This is a genomic window from Devosia sp. P2_G7 (assembly GCF_056403495.1).
This window is the reverse complement of sequence record NZ_JBFUFI010000003.1, coordinates 234,387-255,794: the sequence shown is the minus strand read 5'-3', so window position 1 is coordinate 255,794 and position 21,408 is coordinate 234,387. Positions and strand designations below refer to the sequence as shown.

25 protein-coding genes are annotated in these 21,408 nt (G+C 65.0%); 3 read left to right on the top strand and 22 right to left on the bottom strand.

The genetic code is table 11. From position 1 onward, the window contains the following. Positions 1–46: 46 nt before the first annotated feature. From ntrC to dusB, 3 genes are read right to left on the bottom strand one after another with little or no spacing between them, the layout of a single operon-like run. Positions 47–1,495, bottom strand: coding sequence for a nitrogen regulation protein NR(I) (ntrC, locus tag AC1DWU_RS07425; RefSeq protein WP_477149327.1), 1,449 nt, complete (start codon positions 1,493–1,495; stop codon positions 47–49). Further along, on the bottom strand, positions 1,492–2,628 hold the full coding sequence (locus AC1DWU_RS07420; protein ID WP_477149326.1) for a two-component system sensor histidine kinase NtrB: 1,137 nt from the start codon (positions 2,626–2,628) through the stop codon (positions 1,492–1,494). The genes ntrC and AC1DWU_RS07420 overlap by 4 nt, the downstream gene beginning before the upstream one ends. Further along, complete coding sequence (gene dusB, locus AC1DWU_RS07415) at positions 2,625–3,626, bottom strand: tRNA dihydrouridine synthase DusB (RefSeq protein WP_477149325.1); 1,002 nt, start codon at positions 3,624–3,626, stop codon at positions 2,625–2,627. Before dusB ends, AC1DWU_RS07420 begins: the two co-directional genes overlap by 4 nt. 173 nt (positions 3,627–3,799) lie before the next feature. On the opposite strand from dusB, the gene AC1DWU_RS07410 reads away from it, so the two are divergent. Together AC1DWU_RS07410 and AC1DWU_RS07405 are read left to right on the top strand one after the other, a co-directional pair. Beyond that, positions 3,800–4,993 (top strand): bifunctional 2-C-methyl-D-erythritol 4-phosphate cytidylyltransferase/2-C-methyl-D-erythritol 2,4-cyclodiphosphate synthase, encoded by a 1,194-nt coding sequence (locus AC1DWU_RS07410; protein ID WP_477149324.1) that lies wholly within the window; start codon positions 3,800–3,802, stop codon positions 4,991–4,993. 1 nt (position 4,994) lies between these two features. Beyond that, positions 4,995–5,486: a CinA family protein gene (locus AC1DWU_RS07405; protein ID WP_477149323.1), complete on the top strand. Its 492-nt coding sequence runs from the start codon at positions 4,995–4,997 to the stop codon at positions 5,484–5,486. A gap of 12 nt (positions 5,487–5,498) precedes the next feature. Here the strand turns inward: AC1DWU_RS07405 and AC1DWU_RS07400 are convergent, their stop codons facing one another. From AC1DWU_RS07400 to AC1DWU_RS07310, 19 genes are all read right to left on the bottom strand, one after another. Beyond that, positions 5,499–5,837 (bottom strand): VOC family protein, encoded by a 339-nt coding sequence (locus AC1DWU_RS07400; RefSeq protein WP_477149322.1) that lies wholly within the window; start codon positions 5,835–5,837, stop codon positions 5,499–5,501. Positions 5,838–5,964: 127 nt separating this feature from the next. Next, positions 5,965–6,396 carry a type II toxin-antitoxin system RatA family toxin gene (locus AC1DWU_RS07395; protein ID WP_477149321.1) on the bottom strand — a complete coding sequence of 144 codons (432 nt, stop codon included), beginning with the start codon at positions 6,394–6,396 and terminating at the stop codon, positions 5,965–5,967. After that, complete coding sequence (gene lipA / locus AC1DWU_RS07390) at positions 6,389–7,345, bottom strand: lipoyl synthase (protein ID WP_477149320.1); 957 nt, start codon at positions 7,343–7,345, stop codon at positions 6,389–6,391. Before lipA ends, AC1DWU_RS07395 begins: the two co-directional genes overlap by 8 nt. Before the next feature lie 9 nt (positions 7,346–7,354). Further along, positions 7,355–7,606, bottom strand: coding sequence for a GlsB/YeaQ/YmgE family stress response membrane protein (locus AC1DWU_RS07385; RefSeq protein ID WP_477149415.1), 252 nt, complete (start codon positions 7,604–7,606; stop codon positions 7,355–7,357). Positions 7,607–7,726: 120 nt separating this feature from the next. Then, entirely contained in the window at positions 7,727–7,984 is a 258-nt protein-coding gene (locus AC1DWU_RS07380; RefSeq protein WP_477149319.1) for a GlsB/YeaQ/YmgE family stress response membrane protein, read from the bottom strand. Between the two features lie 35 nt (positions 7,985–8,019). Next, on the bottom strand, positions 8,020–9,462 hold the full coding sequence (gene lpdA / locus AC1DWU_RS07375) for a dihydrolipoyl dehydrogenase (protein ID WP_477149318.1): 1,443 nt from the start codon (positions 9,460–9,462) through the stop codon (positions 8,020–8,022). Further along, on the bottom strand, positions 9,455–10,057 hold the full coding sequence (locus AC1DWU_RS07370; RefSeq protein WP_477149317.1) for a GNAT family N-acetyltransferase: 603 nt from the start codon (positions 10,055–10,057) through the stop codon (positions 9,455–9,457). Before AC1DWU_RS07370 ends, lpdA begins: the two co-directional genes overlap by 8 nt. Beyond that, positions 10,054–10,698, bottom strand: coding sequence for an SGNH/GDSL hydrolase family protein (locus AC1DWU_RS07365; RefSeq protein WP_477149316.1), 645 nt, complete (start codon positions 10,696–10,698; stop codon positions 10,054–10,056). Before AC1DWU_RS07365 ends, AC1DWU_RS07370 begins: the two co-directional genes overlap by 4 nt. Before the next feature lie 13 nt (positions 10,699–10,711). Then, a complete protein-coding gene (locus AC1DWU_RS07360; RefSeq protein WP_477149315.1) occupies positions 10,712–12,058 on the bottom strand; it encodes a pyruvate dehydrogenase complex dihydrolipoamide acetyltransferase in 1,347 nt (448 codons plus the stop codon). Positions 12,059–12,065: 7 nt separating this feature from the next. Beyond that, positions 12,066–12,518, bottom strand: a complete 453-nt coding sequence (locus tag AC1DWU_RS07355) for a nucleoside deaminase (RefSeq protein ID WP_477149314.1) — start codon at positions 12,516–12,518, stop codon at positions 12,066–12,068. A gap of 4 nt (positions 12,519–12,522) precedes the next feature. Then, the gene (locus tag AC1DWU_RS07350) at positions 12,523–13,917 is read right to left on the bottom strand and encodes a pyruvate dehydrogenase complex E1 component subunit beta (protein ID WP_477149313.1); all 1,395 of its coding nucleotides are present in this window, start codon (positions 13,915–13,917) and stop codon (positions 12,523–12,525) included. A gap of 47 nt (positions 13,918–13,964) precedes the next feature. Beyond that, on the bottom strand, positions 13,965–14,975 hold the full coding sequence (gene pdhA / locus AC1DWU_RS07345) for a pyruvate dehydrogenase (acetyl-transferring) E1 component subunit alpha (protein WP_477149312.1): 1,011 nt from the start codon (positions 14,973–14,975) through the stop codon (positions 13,965–13,967). 126 nt (positions 14,976–15,101) lie between these two features. Further along, positions 15,102–15,497, bottom strand: coding sequence for an FtsB family cell division protein (locus AC1DWU_RS07340; RefSeq protein WP_477149311.1), 396 nt, complete (start codon positions 15,495–15,497; stop codon positions 15,102–15,104). Positions 15,498–15,758: 261 nt separating this feature from the next. Then, on the bottom strand, positions 15,759–16,364 hold the full coding sequence (locus AC1DWU_RS07335; RefSeq protein ID WP_477149310.1) for a nucleotidyltransferase family protein: 606 nt from the start codon (positions 16,362–16,364) through the stop codon (positions 15,759–15,761). A 49-nt stretch (positions 16,365–16,413) separates the two neighbouring features. Beyond that, positions 16,414–17,688 (bottom strand): phosphopyruvate hydratase, encoded by a 1,275-nt coding sequence (gene eno, locus AC1DWU_RS07330; protein ID WP_477149309.1) that lies wholly within the window; start codon positions 17,686–17,688, stop codon positions 16,414–16,416. A 107-nt stretch (positions 17,689–17,795) separates the two neighbouring features. Continuing rightward, positions 17,796–18,176, bottom strand: coding sequence for a GFA family protein (locus AC1DWU_RS07325; RefSeq protein WP_477149414.1), 381 nt, complete (start codon positions 18,174–18,176; stop codon positions 17,796–17,798). A 56-nt stretch (positions 18,177–18,232) separates the two neighbouring features. Next, positions 18,233–18,634, bottom strand: coding sequence for a hypothetical protein (locus AC1DWU_RS07320; protein WP_477149308.1), 402 nt, complete (start codon positions 18,632–18,634; stop codon positions 18,233–18,235). A 3-nt stretch (positions 18,635–18,637) separates the two neighbouring features. Then, positions 18,638–19,465, bottom strand: a complete 828-nt coding sequence (locus AC1DWU_RS07315) for an AraC family transcriptional regulator (protein ID WP_477149307.1) — start codon at positions 19,463–19,465, stop codon at positions 18,638–18,640. 45 nt (positions 19,466–19,510) lie between these two features. Beyond that, positions 19,511–20,476 (bottom strand): NAD-dependent epimerase/dehydratase family protein, encoded by a 966-nt coding sequence (locus tag AC1DWU_RS07310; RefSeq protein WP_477149306.1) that lies wholly within the window; start codon positions 20,474–20,476, stop codon positions 19,511–19,513. A 390-nt stretch (positions 20,477–20,866) separates the two neighbouring features. Here AC1DWU_RS07310 and AC1DWU_RS07305 point away from each other — a divergent pair, with 390 nt between their 5' ends. Beyond that, entirely contained in the window at positions 20,867–21,406 is a 540-nt protein-coding gene (locus AC1DWU_RS07305; protein WP_477149305.1) for a P-loop NTPase family protein, read from the top strand. Positions 21,407–21,408 lie beyond the last annotated feature (2 nt).

Sequence of the window (21,408 nt, the reverse complement as noted above, 5' to 3'; positions counted from 1 at the left end):
CGATGCATTTTTGCAACAGCCGTCAGTCCGCCGCTCTACAACGTGATCAGCCCTGGCGGCGCGACTGTTTGACGATCTCGATGCTGTGCGCCCGGATCTTCTTGCGCAGGGTGTTGCGGTTGAGGCCAAGGAGATCGGCAGCCCGAATCTGGTTGCCACCACAGGCGTTTAGCGCCATCGCGATCAGCGGCGCTTCGACCCGGTCGAGCACTCGCTGATAGAGGCCGGCCGGTGGGAGATTGGGTTCGTACTCGCGCAGCACCTGCGCAACATGAGTTTCCACAGCCGTCGACACATCGACCGGGCCGGAGTTCGTCTGGACCGGTTGGCGGTCGGCGAGGTTGAGCTCGCTCTGGACGATCTCGAGCGAGATGTTCTCGTCGGCGTAAAGCGCCGACAGGCGACGGACCAGGTTCTCCAGCTCGCGGATGTTGCCGGGCCAGGAATAGTTGTGCATCAGCCGGATCGCTTCGGCGGAAATGGTCTTGACCGGCTCGCCCTCGCGCTGGGCGGCACGCAGGAAGTGCTGCACAAGGTCGTTGATGTCGTCGACGCGCTCGCGCAGGGGCGGCAGGCGGATGGGCACGACGTTGAGGCGATAGTAGAGATCCTCGCGGAACAGGCCCTGGCGGATCATCTGGCTCAGGTCGCGGTGTGTCGCGGCGACGATGCGGACGTTGGATTTGATCGGGGTGCGGCCGCCGACCATGGTGTACTCACCCTCCTGCAGCACGCGCAGCAGGCGGGTCTGAGCGTCCATCGGCATGTCGCCGATTTCGTCGAGGAACAGTGTGCCGCCCTCGGCCTGCTCGAAGCGGCCAGAGGAGCGAGCAGTGGCGCCGGTGAAGGCGCCTTTCTCATGGCCGAACAGTTCGGCCTCGATCAGGTCGCGCGGGATGGCGGCCATGTTGATGGCGACGAACGGGCCGTTGCGGCGCTTGCCGAAATTGTGCAGCGCGCGGGCCACTAGCTCCTTGCCGGTACCGCTCTCGCCGGTGATCATCACCGTGAGATCGGTCTGCATCAGGCGCGCCAGGGCCCGGTAGATGTCCTGCATCGCGGGCGAGCGGCCGACCAATGGCATGGTCTCGCCGGGTTCGTCGGCCTTCTTCTCACCGCTCGGCGCTTTCTTGGCGTCGGCGAGGGCGCGGGCGACGACCGAAAGCACTTCGGTGATGTCGAAGGGCTTGGGCAGATACTCGTAGGCGCCGACTTCGTTGGCGCGGATCGCCGTCATGAAGGTGTTCTGCGCGCTCATCACCACCATGGGCAGGTCGGGGCGTAGCTTCTTGATCTTAGGCATGATGTCGAAGGCGTTGCCGTCGGGCATCGCCACATCGGTGATCAGCAGGTCCCCTTCCCCGCGGCTCACCCAGTTCCACATGGTGGAGAGGTTGCCCGTGGGGCGGACTTCATAGCCGGCGCGGGTCAGTGCCTGGTTGAGCACCATGCGGATCGCGGCATCGTCGTCGGCGAGCAAGATAGTGTGGCTCATTCGGCCGGAACCTCGTGGGAGATCGTCTCAGGCATGGTCGCCTTGGCGGCGACCGGCAGAAGGATGCGGAACCGGGTGCGGCCCGGGCGGCTGTCCATATCGACGACGCCACCATGGTCGCCGATGATCTTGGCGACGAGAGCGAGGCCGAGACCGGACCCGTTGGCCTTGGTGGTGACGAAGGGATCGAACAGGATCGGCACCATGTCCGGCGGGACGCCGGGGCCGTTGTCCTCGATGATGATCTCGAGCGGCAGCGAAATGCGCTCGGAGACGCCCTGCACCGAGATACGGATGCCCGGACGGAACGCGGTCGAGAACCGAATTTCCGGTTTCGGTGTCCGTTCAAGGGCTTCCGCTGCGTTCTTCACCAGGTTCAGGAAGACCTGAATGAGCTGGTCGCGGTTGCCGCCGACCGGCGGGAGCGAGGGATCGTATTCCTCGTGGAAGGTGATGCCCTTGGCGACACCGTTCTTGGCGAGCAGCTTCACGCGGTCGAGAATGACGTGGATGTTGATCGGTTCGCGCTCGATAGGGCGATCGTCGCCGAACACCTCGACGCGGTCGATCAGGTCGACGATGCGGTCCACCTCGTCGCGCACCAGGCGGGCGAGCGGCAACTCGTCGGCGGTGACACTCTGCTCGAGCAGTTGCGCCGCTCCGCGGATGCCGGAGAGCGGGTTCTTGATCTCATGCGCCAGCATCGAGGCGAGGCCGGTGACCGAGCGCGCGGCGCCGCGGCTGACCAGTTGCCGGTCGATCTTGTCGGCCATGGTGCGCTCCTGGAACAGCAGCGCGATGCGACCGTCGGAATCGGAGAGCGGCGAGGCGAAGACGTCGACGACACGATCGTCGCCGACATCGGAGAAGCGGGACGAGCCGACGCGGACGCGGTACTCGGTCATCGGGCCGCGCCGGTCGGCGACGGCCTGCATCAGGCCGATGATCGGGGAACCGAAGGCGATGAGGTCGTCGAGGCGCTGACGCGACAGGACGCTCATCGAAGCGCCGAAGAAGGCCTCGGCGGCGTAGTTGACGAAGACGATGGTGCGGTCTTCGGTGCAGACGATGACAGGCTGCGGCAACGCCTGCAGCACGGCAGTGCTGAGGGCCGGCGGTGGAACTTTGCTCATGCAGCGAGCCTCCAGTCACCGGAATAGACTTCGCCGATCATCCTCGTGACCTCGGCGGGCTCCAGCGAGTTGAGCAACTGGCTGCGGACCGGCTTCTCCAGCACGATGTTTGCGGCCTCGAGATACCAGTCGAGATGCTTGCGGGCGACCCGGACGCCGAGCTGGCTGCCGTAGTCCGTCAGCATGGCGTCGTAGTGTTCGGCGACGAGGTCCGACAAGGCGGTGCCGGTCGGGGCAGCATCAGGCTCCCTGCCCTCAAGTTGCGCACCGATCTGGCCGACCGCCCAGGGCTGGCCCTGGGCACCACGGCCGATCATCACAGCCGCCGCGCCAGACTGGCTCAGGGCCTCGCGGGCGGCATCAATGCTGGTGATGTCGCCGTTGACGACGACGGGCACACTGACGGCCTCAACGACGGGACGGACGAGATGCCAGCGGGCTTCGCCCTTGTAGAACTGCTGCCGGGTGCGGCCGTGGACCGTGATCATCTGGGCTCCGGCATCGACGGCGCGGCGGGCCAGGTCGGCGGCATTGAGGCTGTCATCGTCCCAGCCGAGGCGCATCTTCACGGTGACGGGGAGCGGCGTGGCGGCAACGACGGCGTCGATCAGCTTCAGGGCCTCGTCGGGGACGCGCATCAGCGCCGAGCCGGCGTAGCCGTTGGTGACGCGCTTGGATGGGCAGCCCATGTTGATGTCGATGATATCGGCGCCGGCCGCGTAAGCGATCTCGGCACCCTTCCTCATCCATTGGGCTTCGCAGCCGGCGAGTTGGACGACGTGCGGCAGCGAGCCGGATTTGTTGAGGCGGCGAACCATGTCGTCGTTGTTGGTCGCCAGCGCATTGCTGGCGATCATCTCGGACACGACCAAGCCTGCGCCGAAGCGCTCGGCCAGCTTACGCATCGGCGCGTCGGTAATCCCGGCCATCGGCGCGAGGAAGGCGCGGTTCGGCAACGCATGGCCGGCAATGCTTAATGTGCAGGCAAAATCAGACACACCCTGCCCCAGATTTGCTCATTTCCACGAAATGCCCGCAGAATAGTCAAAAGCTTGCCGCGCGCAACCACATATCGCGTCTGATCGCGCAATGTTTGGCGTCGGGCTTGCTGCGGGGAAAAGCCGCCGATAGACCATGCTCGCGCCAACTAAGGGCCTCATACGAAACGACAATGACAGCCACAAGGACCATCGCGGTGATCGTGGTCGCTGCGGGCCGCGGCGAGCGGGCCAGCACCGGGCAGGACACAAGCCCGAAGCAGTACCGCACGCTGGCCGGCAAGCCGGTGCTTAGCCGGAGTATCGAGGCATTTTTGGGACGCGAGGATATCTCGTGGGTCGTGCCGGTGATTCACTCCGAGCAAGTGGAGCGCTATGCCGCCCTCGGCCTCGAGGACGCGCGCCTGTTGCCGCCGGTGAGCGGCGGTGAGACGCGCCAGGCTTCGGTGCTCGCGGGGCTTACGGCGCTGGGCAGAAAGCGCCCGGACCTCGTGCTGATCCAGGACGCGGCGCGGCCGCTGGTGTCGTCGGACGTGATCAGCGGGGTTATCGAGGCGTTGCGGAGCAGCGAAGCCGCCCTGCCCGTGGTGCCCGTGACTGACACGATCAAGCGCTCGATCGATGGGCGCACTGTCACCTCGACTGAGGATCGCAGGACCCTGTTCGCGGCGCAGACGCCGCAGGGGTTCCGGTTTCCGCAGATTCTGTCCGCGCACTTGCGTGCAGGCCGAATGCCGCGGGAGTTCACCGACGACGCGGCGATCGCCGAGTGGGCCGGGCTGACGGTGGCGCTGACGCCGGGCAGCACCCACAACATCAAGATTACGCATCCCGAGGATTTTGCCCGGGCGGAGCGGCTGCTGGGCAAGGAGACGACCATGGAGACGCGCGTTGGGACAGGGTTCGATGTTCACCCGTTGGAACCGGGCAAGGCGGTGTGGCTTGGCGGGGTGGAGATTGCCCATACCCACAAGCTCAAGGGGCACTCCGATGCCGACGTGGCGCTGCATGCGGTGACCGACGCGATCTACGGAGCGCTTGGTCTCGGTGACATTGGGTCGTTCTTCCCGCCGTCCGACCCGCAATGGCGCGGCGCGGCGTCGTCGGTGTTTCTGGCCCATGCCGCGGCACAGGTTGCCGAGCGGCGCGGCCGGATCGTCAACCTCGATATCACAATCGTCTGCGAGGCGCCGCGAGTTGGACCGCATGTGGAGGCCATGAAGGCGGCGATCGGCGGGGTATGCGGGATTTCCGCGAGCCGCATCGCCATCAAGGCGACGACCAGCGAGCAACTGGGCTTCACCGGCCGTCGCGAGGGCATCGTCGCCATGGCGAGCGCCAGCATCGAACTCCCCAGGGAAGACTGAAATGAAGCTGCCCGATGACATCGCTACCCTCGCTGAAGAGACGATAGGGGCTCTCAAGGCCGCGGGGATAACCGTGGCGACGGCGGAGAGCTGCACCGGTGGCTTGATCGCCGGCGCGCTGACGTCGGTCTCGGGATCGTCGGACGTGGTCTATGGCGGGTTCGTGACCTACGCCAATGAGGCGAAGATCGCGATGATCGGGGTGCCGTTCGGGCTGCTGAGGCAGTTCGGCGCGGTGTCGAAGGAAGTCGCGATGGCGATGGCTGATGGGGCGATGGGTGCTGCGGGCACGCATCTCGCCGTGGCCGTGACGGGGATCGCCGGGCCGAATGGCGGCACGGCGGAGAAACCGGTCGGGCTGGTGCATTTCTCGGTGGCGAGCGAGGACGGTACTACACACCTCAAGAAGGTGTTCCCGGGCAACCGCGACGAGGTGCGGCATGCGGCGGTGGTGCAGGCGCTGAAGCTGGTGCTGAAGGCAGCGAAGGCCTAGGCCGCCCACACGCTATGCGCCGACCAGCACGAAGACGTTCCCGTCGGGAGCTTCCATGACGGCGACATGGCCTGACTCGGTGGCGAAGGGTTGGCGGATCCAGGTTAGGCCGTCATTGCCCTGCATCTGGGCAAACGTTGCGCGAACGTCATCGACGCCCAGCTCGATCTCGGTGAAGTTGATGTCGGGATTGTCGCTGAGGACCAGTTCCGAGCTGGTTCCGTCGGGGAACTTCATCCCGACCAGCGTCCATACACCTCCATCGGGCAACGGGCGTTCGATCTTCCAGCTCTGCGTTAGCCCAAGGGACTCATAGAACGTTACTGATGCCGCCACATCTTTGGTCGGCATGCATACGCACTCGATCCTTCGGATCATGCTCTTCTTCCTCCACCACCGCCCGAGAACAAATCGGGAACGCAATGCTGCATAGCATCGTGCCGCACTATTGGCAAACGGCGATGTGGAGGCGGGCGACTTAGCCGAAGCGGCGGTCGGCTTCGTCCTCGAACGCGTCGATGATCTCGCTCTGCTTGGCGGCAAAGGCCGGCTCGGCGACAGCGGCCACCAGCGGGTTGGCGATCTTGAAGTCGATGTCGAAGCGGATGCGGGTCCCCTCGCCTTCCGGCTCGAACGTCCATTTGCTGTCGAGATAGGAGAACGGGCCATCCACGGCTTTGGCGGTGATGGTCATCGCGACGGGGTCGGCCACCACCCGGCTGGTGTAGGCCTGTGTCACCGGGCCGAACTGGATGGTCATTCGAGCGAGGATGGCACCGCTCGCGTCGTCGCGGACCTCCATCGCCTTGCAATTGGGGATGAAGCGCGGGTAGGCCTCGAGATCCGAGACGAGATCGAACATGCGCTGCGGCAGGTGCGGCGAGTGCCGCTCGAGGAAGAGATCAGGCATGGGCGAGTTTGGCCATCCGGTTGGCGCGCAGTTGCTCGAAGTCTTCACCGGCGTGGTGCGACGAGCGGGTGAGCGGGCTTGAGGAGACGAGCAGGAAGCCCTTGGTCATCGCCACGGTGGCGAAGGACTTGAACTCCTCGGGGGTGACGAAGCGCCGCACCGGGTGGTGCTTCTTGGTCGGCGCCAGGTACTGGCCGATGGTCAGGAAGTCGACGTCGGCCGAGCGGAGGTCGTCCATTAGCTGCAGGACTTCGTTCCGCTCCTCGCCGAGCCCGACCATGATGCCGGACTTGGTGAACATGGTGGGGTCGAGTTCCTTCACCCGCTGCAGCAGGCGGATCGAGTGGAAGTAGCGGGCACCGGGGCGGACCTTGAGATACTTCGACGGCACCGTCTCGAGGTTGTGGTTGAACACGTCGGGCTTGGCCGCGACGACGATCTCGAGCGCGCCCTCCTTACGAAGGAAGTCCGGCGTCAGGATCTCGATGGTGGTCTTCGGAGTACGGGCGCGGATGGCTCGGATCATCTGGGCGAAGTGTTCGGCACCGCCATCGGGAAGATCGTCGCGATCGACCGAGGTGATGACGACGTGAGCCAGGCCGAGCTTCTCGACGGCGATGGCGACGTTCTCGGGTTCCTTCGGATCGAGGGCGGTCGGCAGGCCGGTGCGCACATTGCAGAAGGCGCAGGCACGGGTGCAGATCTCGCCCATGATCATCATGGTCGCGTGCTTTTTCGACCAGCACTCACCGATGTTGGGGCAGCCGGCCTCCTCGCACACGGTGACGAGGCCGTTCTCGCGCACGATCTGCTGGGTCTCCTTGTAGATGGGAGAACCCGGCGCCTTGACGCGGATCCAGTCCGGCTTTCGCAGCATCTCGTTTTCGGGCCGATTGGCCTTTTCGGGATGCCGCGGACGGGTGTCGAGACTGTCGATCAGAGTGACCAAGGAGCGTTCCTAGCCGGCGATGAGCCTGGCGATGACGACAACGATGATAGCACCAACCGTCGAGGTAATGATCTGCGTGACGATCGGGCTCTTGATGCCGAGGTTGATATTGAGGGCAGTGAACAGATAGCCGCCCACGAACGAACCGATGACACCGCTCACGAGGTACGTGATCAGTCCGCCGCCACCGACGATGAGGCTGGCAAGGAAGCCAGCGACCAGACCGATGACGAGAAAGATGACCAGCGAGCGAGTATCCATACGACCCATTTGAACTTCTCCCCCAAATTGCTTTTCCGGCAGACCCATTGTCTTACCCCCGTTTGACCCAATGTCGATATCGCGTCTCGACATGGCGGGTTCAACCCCGGCGCGTCGCCCCTATTTGTTGATCAGCCTTGCAACCAACAGCACCACGATGGCGCCAATGGTTGCGGTGACGATCTGGCTGACCAKGGCGTTGCCGATCGGCAGCTCGACCTTGGCGAGAGTCAGCAGGTAGGCGCCGACGACCGAGCCGATGACGCCGACGATCAGGTTCCTCAGCAAGCCGCCGCCGCCGAGAATCAGGCTCGCGATCCAGCCGGCGACAAGGCCGATGGCGAGGAAGATGAGGAGCGAGGTGATTTCTGGTGACATGAACGGGATGTCCTTCGGAGGGATGGGATGATCCATCAGATGTTGAGGGCGCGACCGTAGGCGTCCAGCACGCTTTCCTTCATGGTCTCAGAAAGCGTCGGGTGCGGGAAGATGGTGTGCATCAGGTCTTCCTCGGTGGTTTCGAGGCCCATCGCGACGACGAAGCCCTGGATCAGCTCGGTGACTTCCGCGCCCACCATGTGGGCGCCGAGCAGCTCGCCGGTTTTGGCATCGAAGATGGTCTTCACCAGGCCCTCAGGCTCGCCGAGCGCAATCGCCTTGCCGTTGCCGACGAACGGGAAGCGGCCGACCTTGATCTCGCGGCCGGCTTCCTTTGCCTTCGCCTCGGTGAGGCCAACGCTCGCCACCTGTGGCTCGCAATAGGTGCAGCCCGGGACCTTCAGCTTGTCGAGGCCATGGACGCCTTTGAGCCCTGCGATAGTCTCGACGGTGACGACGGCTTCGTGCTCGGCCTTGTGGGCCAGCATCGGTGGGCCGGCGACGTCGCCGATGGCCCAGACGCCCGGCACGTTGGTGCGGCCGTAGTTGTCGATGACGATGGCGCCGCGATCGATCTTCACGCCGACCTTCTCGAGCCCGAGATTCTCGGTGTTGCACTGCACGCCGACCGCCGAGATCAGCGCGTCGGCTGAGATAGTGAGCTTGTCACCAGCCTTGGGCTCGATGTGGGCGGTGATGCCGTCCTTGGTCTTGTCGACCTTCGACACTTTCGCGTCGGTGATGATCTTGATGCCGCGCTTCTCGAAGCGCTTCTTCACATGCGCGGCGATCTCGGCATCCTCGACCGGCAGGATGGTCGGCAGCAGCTCGACCACGGTCACCTCGGCGCCGAGCGAGCGGTAGAACGAGGCGAACTCCATGCCGATGGCGCCGGAACCCATGATCACCAGGGACTTCGGGAACTTCGCCGGCTTCATCGCCTCGAAATAGGTCCAGATCTTCTCGCCATCGGGCTCGATGCCGGGCAGCACGCGCGGCCGGGCGCCGGTGGCGATGATGATGTTCTTGGCCTTGTAGGTGCCCTCGGGCAGCACGGTCTTGGGCTGCGGCCACTGCGGCTCGACCGGCTTCTTGGTCATCTTCTTGACCACGATCTCGCCCGGTGCCGTCAGCTGCGCCTCGCCCCAGATGATGTCGACCTTGTTCTTCTTCATGAGGAACTGGACGCCGTTATTCATCTGGCCGGCGATCTTGCGCGAGCGATCGACGATGGCGGCGATGTCGAAGCCGAACTCCCCGGCGCTGAGGCCGTAATCCTTAGCGTGGCCCATGTGGCCGTAGATCTCAGCGGAACGAAGCAGCGCCTTGGTCGGGATACAGCCCCAGTTGGAGCAGATGCCGGCCATGTGCTCGCGCTCGACGATGGCAGTCTTCAGGCCCAGCTGCGCGGCGCGGATGGCGGCTACGTAGCCGCCCGGACCGGCGCCGATGACGATGAGATCGTATGAGTCAGCCATCTTGTTGGTCCTTCACCATCAACAACCAGTCTTTCCCCGGCGTCGTGCCGTCCGGGAGCTTGCGCATCGGCCGGGTCGCGGAGACCGCGAAGCCTTCGCGTTCGTAGAGTTGCCTTGCCCGCACGTTCGCGTCTTCAGCGATCAGCGTCAGACCGCGGCTGCCAGCCTCGGCGCGCTTGGTCTCTGCGACGTCGAGCAGCTTGGCGCCGATCCCCTGCCCTCGCCACGGTGTGTGTACGGCAAGCATCGAGATGAACCAGTGCCCGGCGGAAAGCCATTCGAGTTCGACGATGGGGACTAGGAAATCCGGCAGGTCCTCTGGCATCGGCGGCATGATTTCGGGTTCGGGATACCCGAGCAACAGGCCGACGACCTCACCATCGCTCTCGGCGAGGCTGGCGTTGCGCCAGTTGAGGCCGTCGCTCTCGTCGAGCATGTCGAGCCGGCCGACCTCGATCGGATCGTAGGTGCCTTTGGCACGCCTGTCGTGCGCCCAACCCATGCCGATTCCACCATGCGTCGCGATATTGACCAGCAGCGCGACTTCACTCGCGTCTGTCTTGGTCGCCGGGCGAATGGCGATCGGGGCGGTCACAGGCCCAGCACCTGCTTCACTAGCGGGACTAGGCCCTCGCCGATGGCACGCGTGTTGGCAGCATCGAGATGCACGCCGTCGGCCGGATCGGCTTCGGCGACAGTCGAGGCATCGAAGAAGCCGGTGCCGTATTCGTCGGCGCGCAGCTTGTACCATTGGGCGAAGAGCCTGGACTGCGCGATGGCCTCATCGCCGAAATGCAGCAGCATCTCGGGATGGTCGGTGTCGCGGATATGCGGCGGCGCGACGAGGATGATCCCGGGCGCGACGTCGCCGGGCTTCTGGTAGTGGCCGCGGATGATCTGCACCAGCCGCCGCATGCCGTTGGCCGCTTCCTGCGCCGTGCGGCCGTGGAACGGCTTCAGGTCGTTGGTGCCCAGCATGATGACGACGAGGTCGAGCGGCGAGTGCGACTCGAGCAGCGTCGGCAGCAGGCGCGCGCCGTTGCGGTCGGCAGCAGCCCAGCCGTCGTCGTGCACGGTGGTGCGCCCGCCGAGGCCTTCAGCGATGACGCGGGCCCTGCCGTCGAGGGCGCGCTCAAGAGCCGTCGGCCACCGATCCTCATACGGGTGGCGCTGGCCTCCCGGGATCGGATTGGCGCCGAAGGTGAGGCTGTCGCCGAAAGCGAGGATGGTCTTCATCGGACCCGTCCGCTCAAGCCAGCATCATCACGGGGTTTTCGATCAGGCCCTTGAACGCCGCCAGCACCTCGGCGCCGAGCGCGCCGTCGACAGCGCGGTGGTCGCAGCTGAGGGTGACGGTCATGAAGTTCGCGACCTTCACCTGGCCCTTTTCGGCGTAGACGCGCTCTTCGCCGACGCCCACCGCAAGGATGGTGCCGTGCGGCGGGTTGATGACGGCCTGGAAGTTCTTGATGCCATACATGCCGAGGTTGGAGACCGAGGAGGTGCCGCCCTGGTATTCGGCGGGCGACAGCTTCTTGGAGCGAGCGCGGCCGGCAAGGTCCTTCACCTCTTCGGAGATCTGGCGCAGCGACTTGGTATCGCAGGCCTTGACCACCGGGGTGAACAGGCCGCCGGGAACGGCCACGGCGACGGCCACGTCGGCGTGCTTGTGGTAGAGGATCGAGTCACCTGCCCAAGTGGCATTGGCGGTCGGCACCTTCATCAGCGCGGCAGCCCAGGCCTTCATGACGAAGTCGTTGACCGAGAGCTTGTAGGCGGGCCTGCCGTCCTTCACCGGGGCGGCGGCATTGATCTGTTCGCGGGCTTCGAGCAACGCATCGATCCTGCAATCAAGCGACAGGTAGAAGTGCGGGATGGTCTGCTTGGCCTCGGTGAGGCGCGCGGCGACGACTTTGCGCATGCCGTCGTTCGGCACGATCTCGTAGTTGCCCTCGGGATAGAGGGCCAGCACCTGCGCCTTGGTCATCCCGCCGGCGAGAGCTGCACCACCCGAGGCCGCAGCAGCGGGAGCCGGAGCGGCCTTGAGCGGGGCCTTGCCGGAGCGGGCGGCTTCGACGTCGGACTTCACGACGCGGCCGTGTGGGCCGGAGCCGGAGATGGCGTTGAGCTCGATGCCGGCTTCCTTGGCGAGGCGCTTGGCCAGCGGGGAAGCGAATATGCGGGCGCCGTTAGCTGCGGGTGCGCTCGTGGGCTTCGGAGCGGCAGGAGCAGGCGCAGCACCGGCCGGCGCGGGAGTAGCGGCGGGCGCGGGAGCTTCGGCCTTGGTCGGCTCGGGTGCCTTGGCTGCCGGGGCAGCGGCGGGAGTTGGAGCCGTCACGTCGGCGGCGGTTTCGCCTTCAGTGAGGATCACGGCGATCACCGCGTTGACCTTCACGCCCTCGGTGCCTTCCGGCACCAGGATCTTGCCGATCCTGCCCTCGTCGATCGACTCGACTTCCATCGTCGCCTTGTCGGTTTCGATCTCGGCGATGACGTCACCCGAGGAGACGCTGTCGCCTTCCTTGACGTGCCATTTGGCAAGCTTGCCCTCTTCCATGGTGGGAGAGAGCGCGGGCATGGTGATGTTGATGCTCATAGGTGCCTCACTCGCCGATATCTTCGTTCCAGAGTTGCGGATGCTTCTCGATGAAGTCCGCCATCATGTGCTCGCAGCGCGGCTCGTGGTAGTCGACCACGTTCACGCCGGCCAATGACAGGACGTCCTGAAAGCCTTTGAAATTCTTCGATTCCGCCACGACCACGCGGGAGATGCCGAACTGGATGATGGTGCCGGTGCACATCATGCATGGGCTGAGCGTGGTGTAGCAGGTCACGTCGCGATAGGTCCGCTGCCGGCCGGCGTTCTGGATCGCATCCATCTCGCCATGCAGGATCGGATCGCCCTTTTGCACGCGGCGGTTGTGACCGCGGCCGATGATCTCGCCATTCCGCACCAGCACCGAGCCGATCGGTATCCCGCCCTCGGCGAGGCCCTTCTGAGCCTCCTCGTACGCGGCATCGAGGAACTTCTGGTCGAGCTCGGACTGCGTGGGCATCCGCCTAGCTCCGGTACGTCACGGCGTTCACCGCCGCGATGACTTCATCGACGTTCGGCAATGCCAGCTTCTCGAGGTTGGCGGCGTAAGGCATCGGGACGTCCTTGCCCGTGACGCGGGTCGGCGGGGCGTCGAGATAATCGAACGCCTCGGCGACGACGACGGCGGCCAGCTCGGCGCCGATGCCGCCCTGCGGCCAGCCTTCCTCGACGGTGACGAGGCGGCCGGTCTTCTTCACCGACTCGACGACGGTCTTGGTGTCCATCGGACGCAGGGTGCGCAGGTCGATCAGTTCGACATCAACGCCGGCGGCGACCAGCTTCTCGGTGGCCTGGGTGGCGTAGCGCATGCCCATCGAGAACGAGACGATGGTGACGTCCTTGCCCTGGCGGGCAACACGCGCCTTGCCGATCGGCAGCACGTAGTCGTCGACCTTGGGAACGAGGCCGGTCGACCCGTAGAGGATTTCGTTCTCGAGGAAGACGATCGGATTGTTGGAGCGGATCGCTGCCTTGAGCAGGCCCTTGGCGTCGGCGGCGCTATAAGGCGCGACGACGTAGAGGCCGGGAACATGGCTATACCAGGCCGAGTAATCCTGGCTGTGCTGGGCGCCGACGCGGGCGGCAGCGCCGTTGGGGCCGCGGAACACGATGGGGGCGGTGACTTGGCCGCCGGACATATAGAGCTGCTTGGCGGCGGAGTTGATGATCTGGTCGATCGCCTGCATGGCGAAGTTCCAGGTCATGAACTCGACGATCGGACGGAGGCCGGCGAACGCGGCGCCGACTGCAAGGCCGGCGAAGCCGTGCTCGGTGATCGGGGTATCGATGACGCGCTGCGGGCCGAACTCCTGCAGCAGGTTCTGGCTGATCTTGTAGGCGCCCTGGTACTCGGCAACTTCCTCGCCCATGAGGAAGATGTCCTTGTCGCGGCGCATCTCTTCGGCCATCGCCTCGTTCAGCGCCTGGCGGACGGTCATTTCGACCATCTCGACGCCGGCCGGCAGGTCCGGATCCGACGCGACTTCGAGGATGGATACTGGCGCGACGCCGGCAGGTGCGGTCGGCGTCGGTGATGCGACTGCTTCCGCGACCGCCGCGGCGGAGACAGCCTCGGGAGCGCGCTGCGCCGGCTGGGCACTGACATCGCCCGGCTCCTCGCCCTCGCCCAGAACCACGGCGATCGGCGCATTGACCTTCACGCCCTCGGTGCCCTCGGGGACGATGATCTTGTTCACCACGCCGCTATCGACGCTTTCGACCTCCATGGTCGCCTTGTCGGTTTCAATCTCGGCCAACACGTCGCCGGGCTTTACCGTGTCTCCTTCCTTGACCAGCCATTTCGAGAGTTTCCCCTCTTCCATGGTCGGCGAGAGGGCGGGCATGAGGATTGTGGGCATCTAGCTCTCCAGCGGGAGATCGAAAGGGAAAACGCGAGGAACGCCGATCAGGCGGCGTAGATGTCGGTCCAGAGCTCGGACGCGGCCGGCTCCGCGTCAGCGGTGGCGAAGTCTGCGGCCTCGGTGACGATGGCGCGGATCTCGGTCTCGAGTTCCTTGAGGCTCTCCTCGGTACCGTAGCGCTTCTCGAGGATGCGTTGCTTGACCTGCTCGATCGGATCGTGCTCGGCGCGCATGGTCGAGACTTCATCCTTGGAGCGGTACTTCGCCGGGTCGGACATGGAGTGACCCCGGTAGCGGTAGGTCAGCATCTCGAGGATGTACGGGCCCTTGCCGGAGCGGGCATGCTCGATGGCGCGCTTGGCGGCGTCGTAGGTCATGCGGATGTCCATGCCGTCGACCTGTTCGCCGTCGATGCCGAAGGAGATGCCGCGCTTGGAGAAATCCGGCTGGCCGGAGGCGCGCTCGACCGAGGTGCCCATGCCGTAGCGGTTATTCTCGACGATATAAACGGCCGGCAGGTTCCAGAGCTTGGCCATGTTGAAGCTCTCGTAGACTTGGCCCTGGTTGGCCGCGCCGTCGCCGAAGTATGAAATCGAAACCGTGTTGTCGCCGCGATACTTGCTGGCGAACGCTAGGCCGGTACCGAGCGATACCTGCGCGCCGACGATGCCGTTGCCGCCGTAGAAGCGGTGCTCGTTGGAGAACATGTGCATCGAGCCGCCCTTGCCCTTCGACAGGCCGCCCTGGCGGCCGGTCAGCTCAGCCATGACGCCCTTGGGATCGAGGCCCATGACCAGCATGTGGCCATGATCGCGGTAGCCGGTGATCTGGGCATCCTGGCCCTTCTTCGATGCCATGGTGACGCCGGTGACCACGGCTTCCTGGCCGATATAGAGGTGGCAGAAGCCGCCGATCAGGCCCATGCCGTACATCTGGCCGGCCTTCTCCTCGAAGCGGCGGATCAGCAGCATTTCGCGGTAAGCGGCGAGTTCCTGTTCCTTGGTGAGTTCGGGGACATTGGACTGGGCCGTTTTGGCCGCCGCTTTACGCGCCATGGGCGAGAGCTCCGAAATAGGGATAAGCCGCATCGTGTCGCGCGGCGGTTGGGCCGCGAACCGGCGGAGCTTAGCGCAATATTGTGACGGACGCGAATCCGCGTGTCGCGTGAAGAAACGGCGCTATCAGTCTATGCCGTCATCGATATCTTCGGTTAACTCGTCTGTGGTTGACGAAGCATTTGAACCGGAAATCGGTTTACCGGTCGCGGGATCGACCATCACCACAACGTCGTCTGCCTGGGCCATGGAGAGCAGCGCCCTCGCCCGCTCGGACACCAGATCGGGATCCATCTTGGTGGTCTGGAACAGATCGATCCGGTGGCGGAACGAATCGATCTCCGCCTGCAGCGCTCCAGACTTCGCACCCAGCTCGTCGATCTCGGCCTCGAGCACGTCCTGACTCTCGATGCCGAACTGGCCGGTGACGACACTGTAGCCCAGGTAGCCCTGGAAGGCGATGAGCCCGAGCGTGAGGGCGACATGGCGCCAGAAGGCCGGGCGTTTCAAACGGGTGGGCATGGGTGCGGCTACGCTTGGTTTGCTTGGTACCTCTTATAGTTCACCGCGGCTTAACGGGTGGTTGCAGCTTAGCGCGGGGTGTAGGCGCGAGGATAAGTATCCGATCCAACCGGCGTCATTCCCGCGAAGGCGGGAACCCAGTGCGGACTCTCAGCATTCGGTGACGCTGCGGTATCCCACTAGGTTCCCGCCTTCGCGGGAATGACGCCGGTGGGGTGGAGTCAGGTACGGGAAGATGCCGGATAGGGTCCTCGACAGGCCCTACCAGGCCTCGACCACGATCTCGGGCCAGACGCTCCTTGCCCTCGCGCCCTTCTTCTCATGCGTCGCCCGGTTGTTCATTCGCCGGTTGGGGACGATGCGGAAGCTGAAGAGGTCGTCGAGGCCGAAGGGGGTGTAGAGCTCGATTGCCCCTGCACTATCGAGGCGTGCGCCGACGGCATGGGTTAGCGAGGCGAAGCGATCGATGGCTTCGCAGGAGGAGCTCAGCACCGGATAGGGTTCGCCGAAGCGCTCGGGGTACCAGAGGTGGACGCGGGCCTGATTGCGAAGCTGCACCGGCAGCGGCGAGCCGGCAAAAGCCTGGTCGGCAGCCTTGATGGCGCGGTCTTCGGCCTCGTAGCTCAGGTCGGAGGCATCGAAGTAGAACAGGTCGATGTCGTTGATGCCGGTGCGCGGTGGGCGGCCGGTCAGGTGGTTCCAGACGGTGTTGTAGATGGCGCCAGAGACCAGCCAGGTGTCGGGGAGCGCGAGGCGATGCGCGCGTTCGAGGATGTCAAGCAGCATCGGCGTGGCGCGGATGATGTCGCGGAGCGCTTGCGCCTGATCATCGGCCGATTGGCCGGAATAGCGGAGGTGGTGGGTCATCACGCGACGGTAGCCGATTCAGCTACCGCCGCATGTCAGGGTTTCTCGATCAGGCCTTCAAAATGCTGCGGCCGGCGTACTTGGCCGAGGTGCCGAGCTGCTCTTCGATGCGGATCAGCTGGTTGTACTTGGCGAGGCGGTCGGAGCGAGACAGCGACCCGGTCTTGATCTGTCCGCAGTTGCAGGCGACGGCGAGGTCGGAAATCGTCGAGTCTTCGGTTTCGCCCGAACGGTGCGACATCACCGAAGTGTAGGCAGCACGGTGCGCGGTATCGACGGCGTCGAGCGTCTCGGAGAGCGAGCCGATCTGGTTCACCTTGACGAGGATCGAGTTGGCGACACCCATCTTGATACCGGAGCGCAGGCGCTCGGTATTGGTGACGAACAGGTCGTCGCCGACCAGCTGCACTTTCTTGCCGAGCAAGTCGGTCAGCGCCTTCCAACCCTCCCAGTCGTCCTCGGCCATGCCGTCTTCGATGGTGATGATCGGGAACTTGTCGACGAGGCCGGCGAGGAACTTGGCGTTCTCCTCGGAGGAGAGGGTCTTGCCCTCGCCTTCCATGGCGTACTTGCCGCCCTTGAAGTACTCGGTCGAGGCGCAATCGAGGCCGAGATAGACGTCCTTGCCGGCGGCGTAGCCGGCCTTCTCGATCGACTTGACGATGTACTCGAGCGCCGCCTCGGCGGACTTGAGGTTCGGCGCAAAGCCGCCTTCGTCACCCACATTGGTGTTGTGGCCGTCGGCAGCGAGACCCTTCTTCAGGGTATGGAAGATTTCTGAACCGATTTGCACCGCATGCGCCATGCTCTCGGCGCCGACCGGCAGGATCATGAATTCCTGCATGTCGATCGGGTTATCGGCATGGGCGCCGCCGTTGATGATGTTCATCATCGGCACCGGCAGGACGTGGGCGTTCGGGCCGCCAACGTAGCGATAGAGCGGCAGTTCGCTCGACTCGGCCGCGGCCTTGGCGACCGCCAGCGACACGCCGAGGATGGCGTTGGCGCCGAGGCGCGACTTGTTTGGGGTGCCGTCTAGCTCGATCAGCGTGCGATCAACGCCGATCTGGTCGAGGGCGTCGAGACCCTGTACCTCGGCGAAGATCTCGGTGTTGACGAAATCGACCGCCTTGGTGACGCCCTTGCCGAGGAACGGCTTACCGCCGTCGCGGAGTTCCACGGCCTCGTGGGCGCCGGTCGAGGCGCCCGAGGGCACCATGGCGCGGCCGAAGCTGCCGTCATCGAGCACCACGTCCACCTCGACGGTGGGATTGCCGCGGCTGTCGAAGACCTGCCGGCCGGTGATGTCGATGATGGTAGACATGTGCGTGACCCCTTGTCCGTGCAATCGATTGCTCGGCCCTTGTTAGAGAAGGGCAATGACACAGTGAAGAGGGCCGGGGATAATTTTTGCTCCCCTGCCCTCGCCCGTCACTGCAGGTTCTGCGGCAGGCCGTCGGCGATGTCGTAGTAGTCGCCCTTGTCGGCGACGAAGATGTGCATCGCGAGGCGGGTGTGGGTGGGCGTGTCGAAGGCCCCCATGTAGATGCCGATCCTGTGGTGGTGGAGCGGGTCGAAGAACAGCGACGAGCCGCAGATCGAGCAGAAACCGCGGCGAACCTTCTCCGACGAGTGGTACCAGCCAACCTTCTCCTCACCGAAGATGGTTAGGGCGGCCTTGGGTACATCCGTGCCCGCTTCGTAATGGCCGGTGTGCTTGCGGCATTTCGTGCAATGGCAGGCGGTCGGTGGCGTCAGTTCGCCAGTGACCTCGAAATGCACCGCGCCACATAGACATGATCCCTTATGCATCATCGCCCCCTCCTCGACGGCAGGACGATAGCGTTAGGCGACGCTGTGGAGAACCCTCAGCGTTCGGCGGCCCGGCGGGCTGCGACGAAGGCTGGGCCGTTGGGGAGGCGGCCGGTGGTGGGGCTCTGCTCGTCCAGCACGCGCCAGAACGGGGTGATGGTTTCGACGGGCATGCCGGCGGCGTAGGCTTCGAGGGCGGCCTCGGCGACGGTGCGCAGGTGATAGCCGGTGTAGATCGGACAGGTCACCTCGGCGTTGTGGATGGTTGCGAGGTCGCGGCGCATCGCCTTGGTGTCGACGGTCTGACCCCGTGGGATCGCCGACATGAAATCGGCGATCATTTGGGGTGTCGGCACCAGCATGACCTGGCCGGCGCGCATGCCGGCGATGCTGATCGGGGCGGGTTTGATCACCGGCTCGGCCGGTGCGTTGAGCTTCTCAGTCCAGGACTTGGCCATGGCTCAGACGAGAGGCAGGTAGAGGATGGTGAGGAGGTCTGACGGCGCGGTGTCGCGCGGGCTGTTGAGATATTCCTCGAGCACCGGCGCATCGGCGATGTCACGGCCCGACTGTGGTAGCCAGGTGCCGAACATCCAGTTGTACTCGGCGAGCATGTCGGGGTACGGCCCCTTGTGGCGGAGGACGGCGTAGTCGCCGGCGCGTGTAGTGGTGACTGGCAGGCCTGCTGGCGGCGAACTCAGCGCGGCGGCTGCCGCCGAGCGGAGCTCGTCTACCGGCACGGCGCTCGGATCGTCACCGTAGATCCCGAACATGCGGGTGTTCTGGTCGATGAGGCCAGCCGTGGCGAGGCGGCCAAACAGCAGGTCGAAGGCCATCCCGATGTTCATGTAGTCACCGACATGCGGCTCGGTGGCGATGGTCATCGCCGGGAGATGACGGATCTCGACATCGTAGTGTGGCGTCGGAGCGCCGTTCTGCGCTGGGTTGAATACGGTGTGGCTGCCTTCGCGTCGGTAGCGGGCCGGCGGCATGCCGTAGGCGTCGGCGAAGATGCGGGTGAAGGATTGGAGGTTATCGTAGCCTGAACGCTTGGCGACGGCTTCGACCGGCGCATCGGTGTTGGCCAGTTCGTTGGCGGCGCGCATCAGGCGGAGGCGACGGACGGCGGCAGCGGCGGTTTCGCCGCGCATGGCGGAATAGATGCGATGCCAGTGCCAGGGCGACATGGCGGCCACGTCGGCGAGGCGCTCGAGATCGAGCGGCTCGTCGAGGTGATCGTAGATGTAGGCGGTGACGCGGTTGATGCGGGCTTCGTAGCTCTGGGTCATGGGCTTACCTCGTGTGCTACGACGGTGTGCCATGAGCCGATTTCACTAGTCTTGCGGACCTTGCACGCGGCCGTTGGCGATGAGCCACGTGACCGCCTCCTGCACGGCTTCGAGCGAGGAGTAGCGCGGGGTGAAGCCGAGGAGGCGCCTGGCCTTCTCCATATAGTGACTGGGGCTGCGGGCGATGTGCTCCCAGGTGGCGTTGGCCTCGTCGGGATCCTGCCCGACCTTCCACTGGTCGAACGGCAGGTAGCGCAGTTTTGGCTCGTGGCGGAACCAGCGGTACATGGCTTCGGCGTAGCCGCGCAGGTTGATCGCCTGCGGGGAGACGGCGTTGAAGGCTTCGCCGACGGCGGTGGAGCGGCTGGCGATGATGGCCATGATCTGCCGAGCCAGGTCGTCGGCGTGGACGTGGTGGACGGTTTCGAGGCCGAAGTTCGGGAGCGTGAGCTCCTCGCCGCGGGCAATCTTCGAGAAGACTTGGGAGTTGAAGTGGCCGGCCGGGTTCAGCGGGTCCCAGCCGGGGCCGACGATGTGGCCCGGGCGGAAGACCGTCGCCGGGAAGCCGGTGCGGCGGGCCTCGTCGAGCAGGTAGGTTTCGATGGCGGCCTTCTGGGTGCCGTACTCACCGAAGGGGTTGAGTGGCTGGTCCTCGGTGGCGGGCACTGCGGTGTTGTGGCCGTAGACCCAGATGGTGCCGCAATGGAGGAAGTGCTGGACCTTGCCGCGCAGGGCTTCGACCAGATGCTGCGCCCGCGGCAGCACGAAGCAGATCATGTCGATGACGATGTCTGCATCGAGCGCCGCGATGGCGGCGCCGAAGCTCCCCTCGTGCTCGGCGGCATCGCGGTCGAGAAGGACAGTCTCCACCTTGCCCCAGGCGGCGTTCGGGGTGTAGGGCGCGCGGTGGCCGCGGGTGACGTTGACGACCTGATGGCCAGCATTGACCAGCCGGGGCACCAGATAGGTGCCGACGTGGCCGCTGCCACCGATGATAACGACTTTCGACAAGGCTTCCTCCGTGCTGCGCGGAGCTTAGTCCGTTGCGTTGCAAGGGGAAAGCCGGAGCTGGCACACAGACGTGCGAAGGCGCCCGACGGCCCTGGCCTCGGGGTTTCCGGTCAGTTTGCCGCTTCTGGATGAGCGGCATGGGCGGGACTTCGTCCCTGTGGCGGTCGTCCGCCGAACTGTACAAGGTTGGGACTCTCGCCCCGCCCATTGCGAACGGTCTTTTGGCCCGATGGTGCGCAAAGCGGACGCTTCCACCAAACCCTAGAAACGGCGCCCCGCCCCTAGCCCGAACCCTCCCCGCGACGCCGCGTAGCGCCTCGCATCGGGAAAGTAGATGCAGTATAAGCCCCATCCCCCGGCGCGGGGATAAGTGGGAACGAGGGGGCTCAAATGGACGTGCTGCCACTGTCGGCGCTCGGCGATCGAATCATGATCTGCGGCCCGTCGAACGCCGGCAAATCCACGCTGGCGAGGGCAATCGGCCGCAAGCTGGAACGCCCGGCCATTCATCTCGATCTGCTTTATCACCTGCCCTACACGAACTGGGAGCCGCGCCCCAGGGAGGAGTTTGTGGCTCTGCACGACGCGCAGATCGCTACGGATAGCTGGGTGATTGAAGGCAACTACTTCGCCACCGTGCCGCAGCGGCTTCAGCGCGCCAGCGGGATCGTCATGATGGGGAGCGAGCCTTGGCGAGCTGCGCTGCGCAATTTCAGGCGTACGCTATTCGAGACCGGCAGTCGCGCGGGGCAACTCGAGGGCAATATCGACAAACTGAACTGGCGGCTCTTCCGGTTCATCCTGTTCGAGCAGCCCAAGAAGCGGCAGCGCGATCTGGCGATCCTGCGCGCCGCTGGCCTGCCGATGATCGAGCTCAACTCGATGGCTGAACTGAAGCGTCTCTATGCGGCGTGGGGGCTGGACCGCTAGGC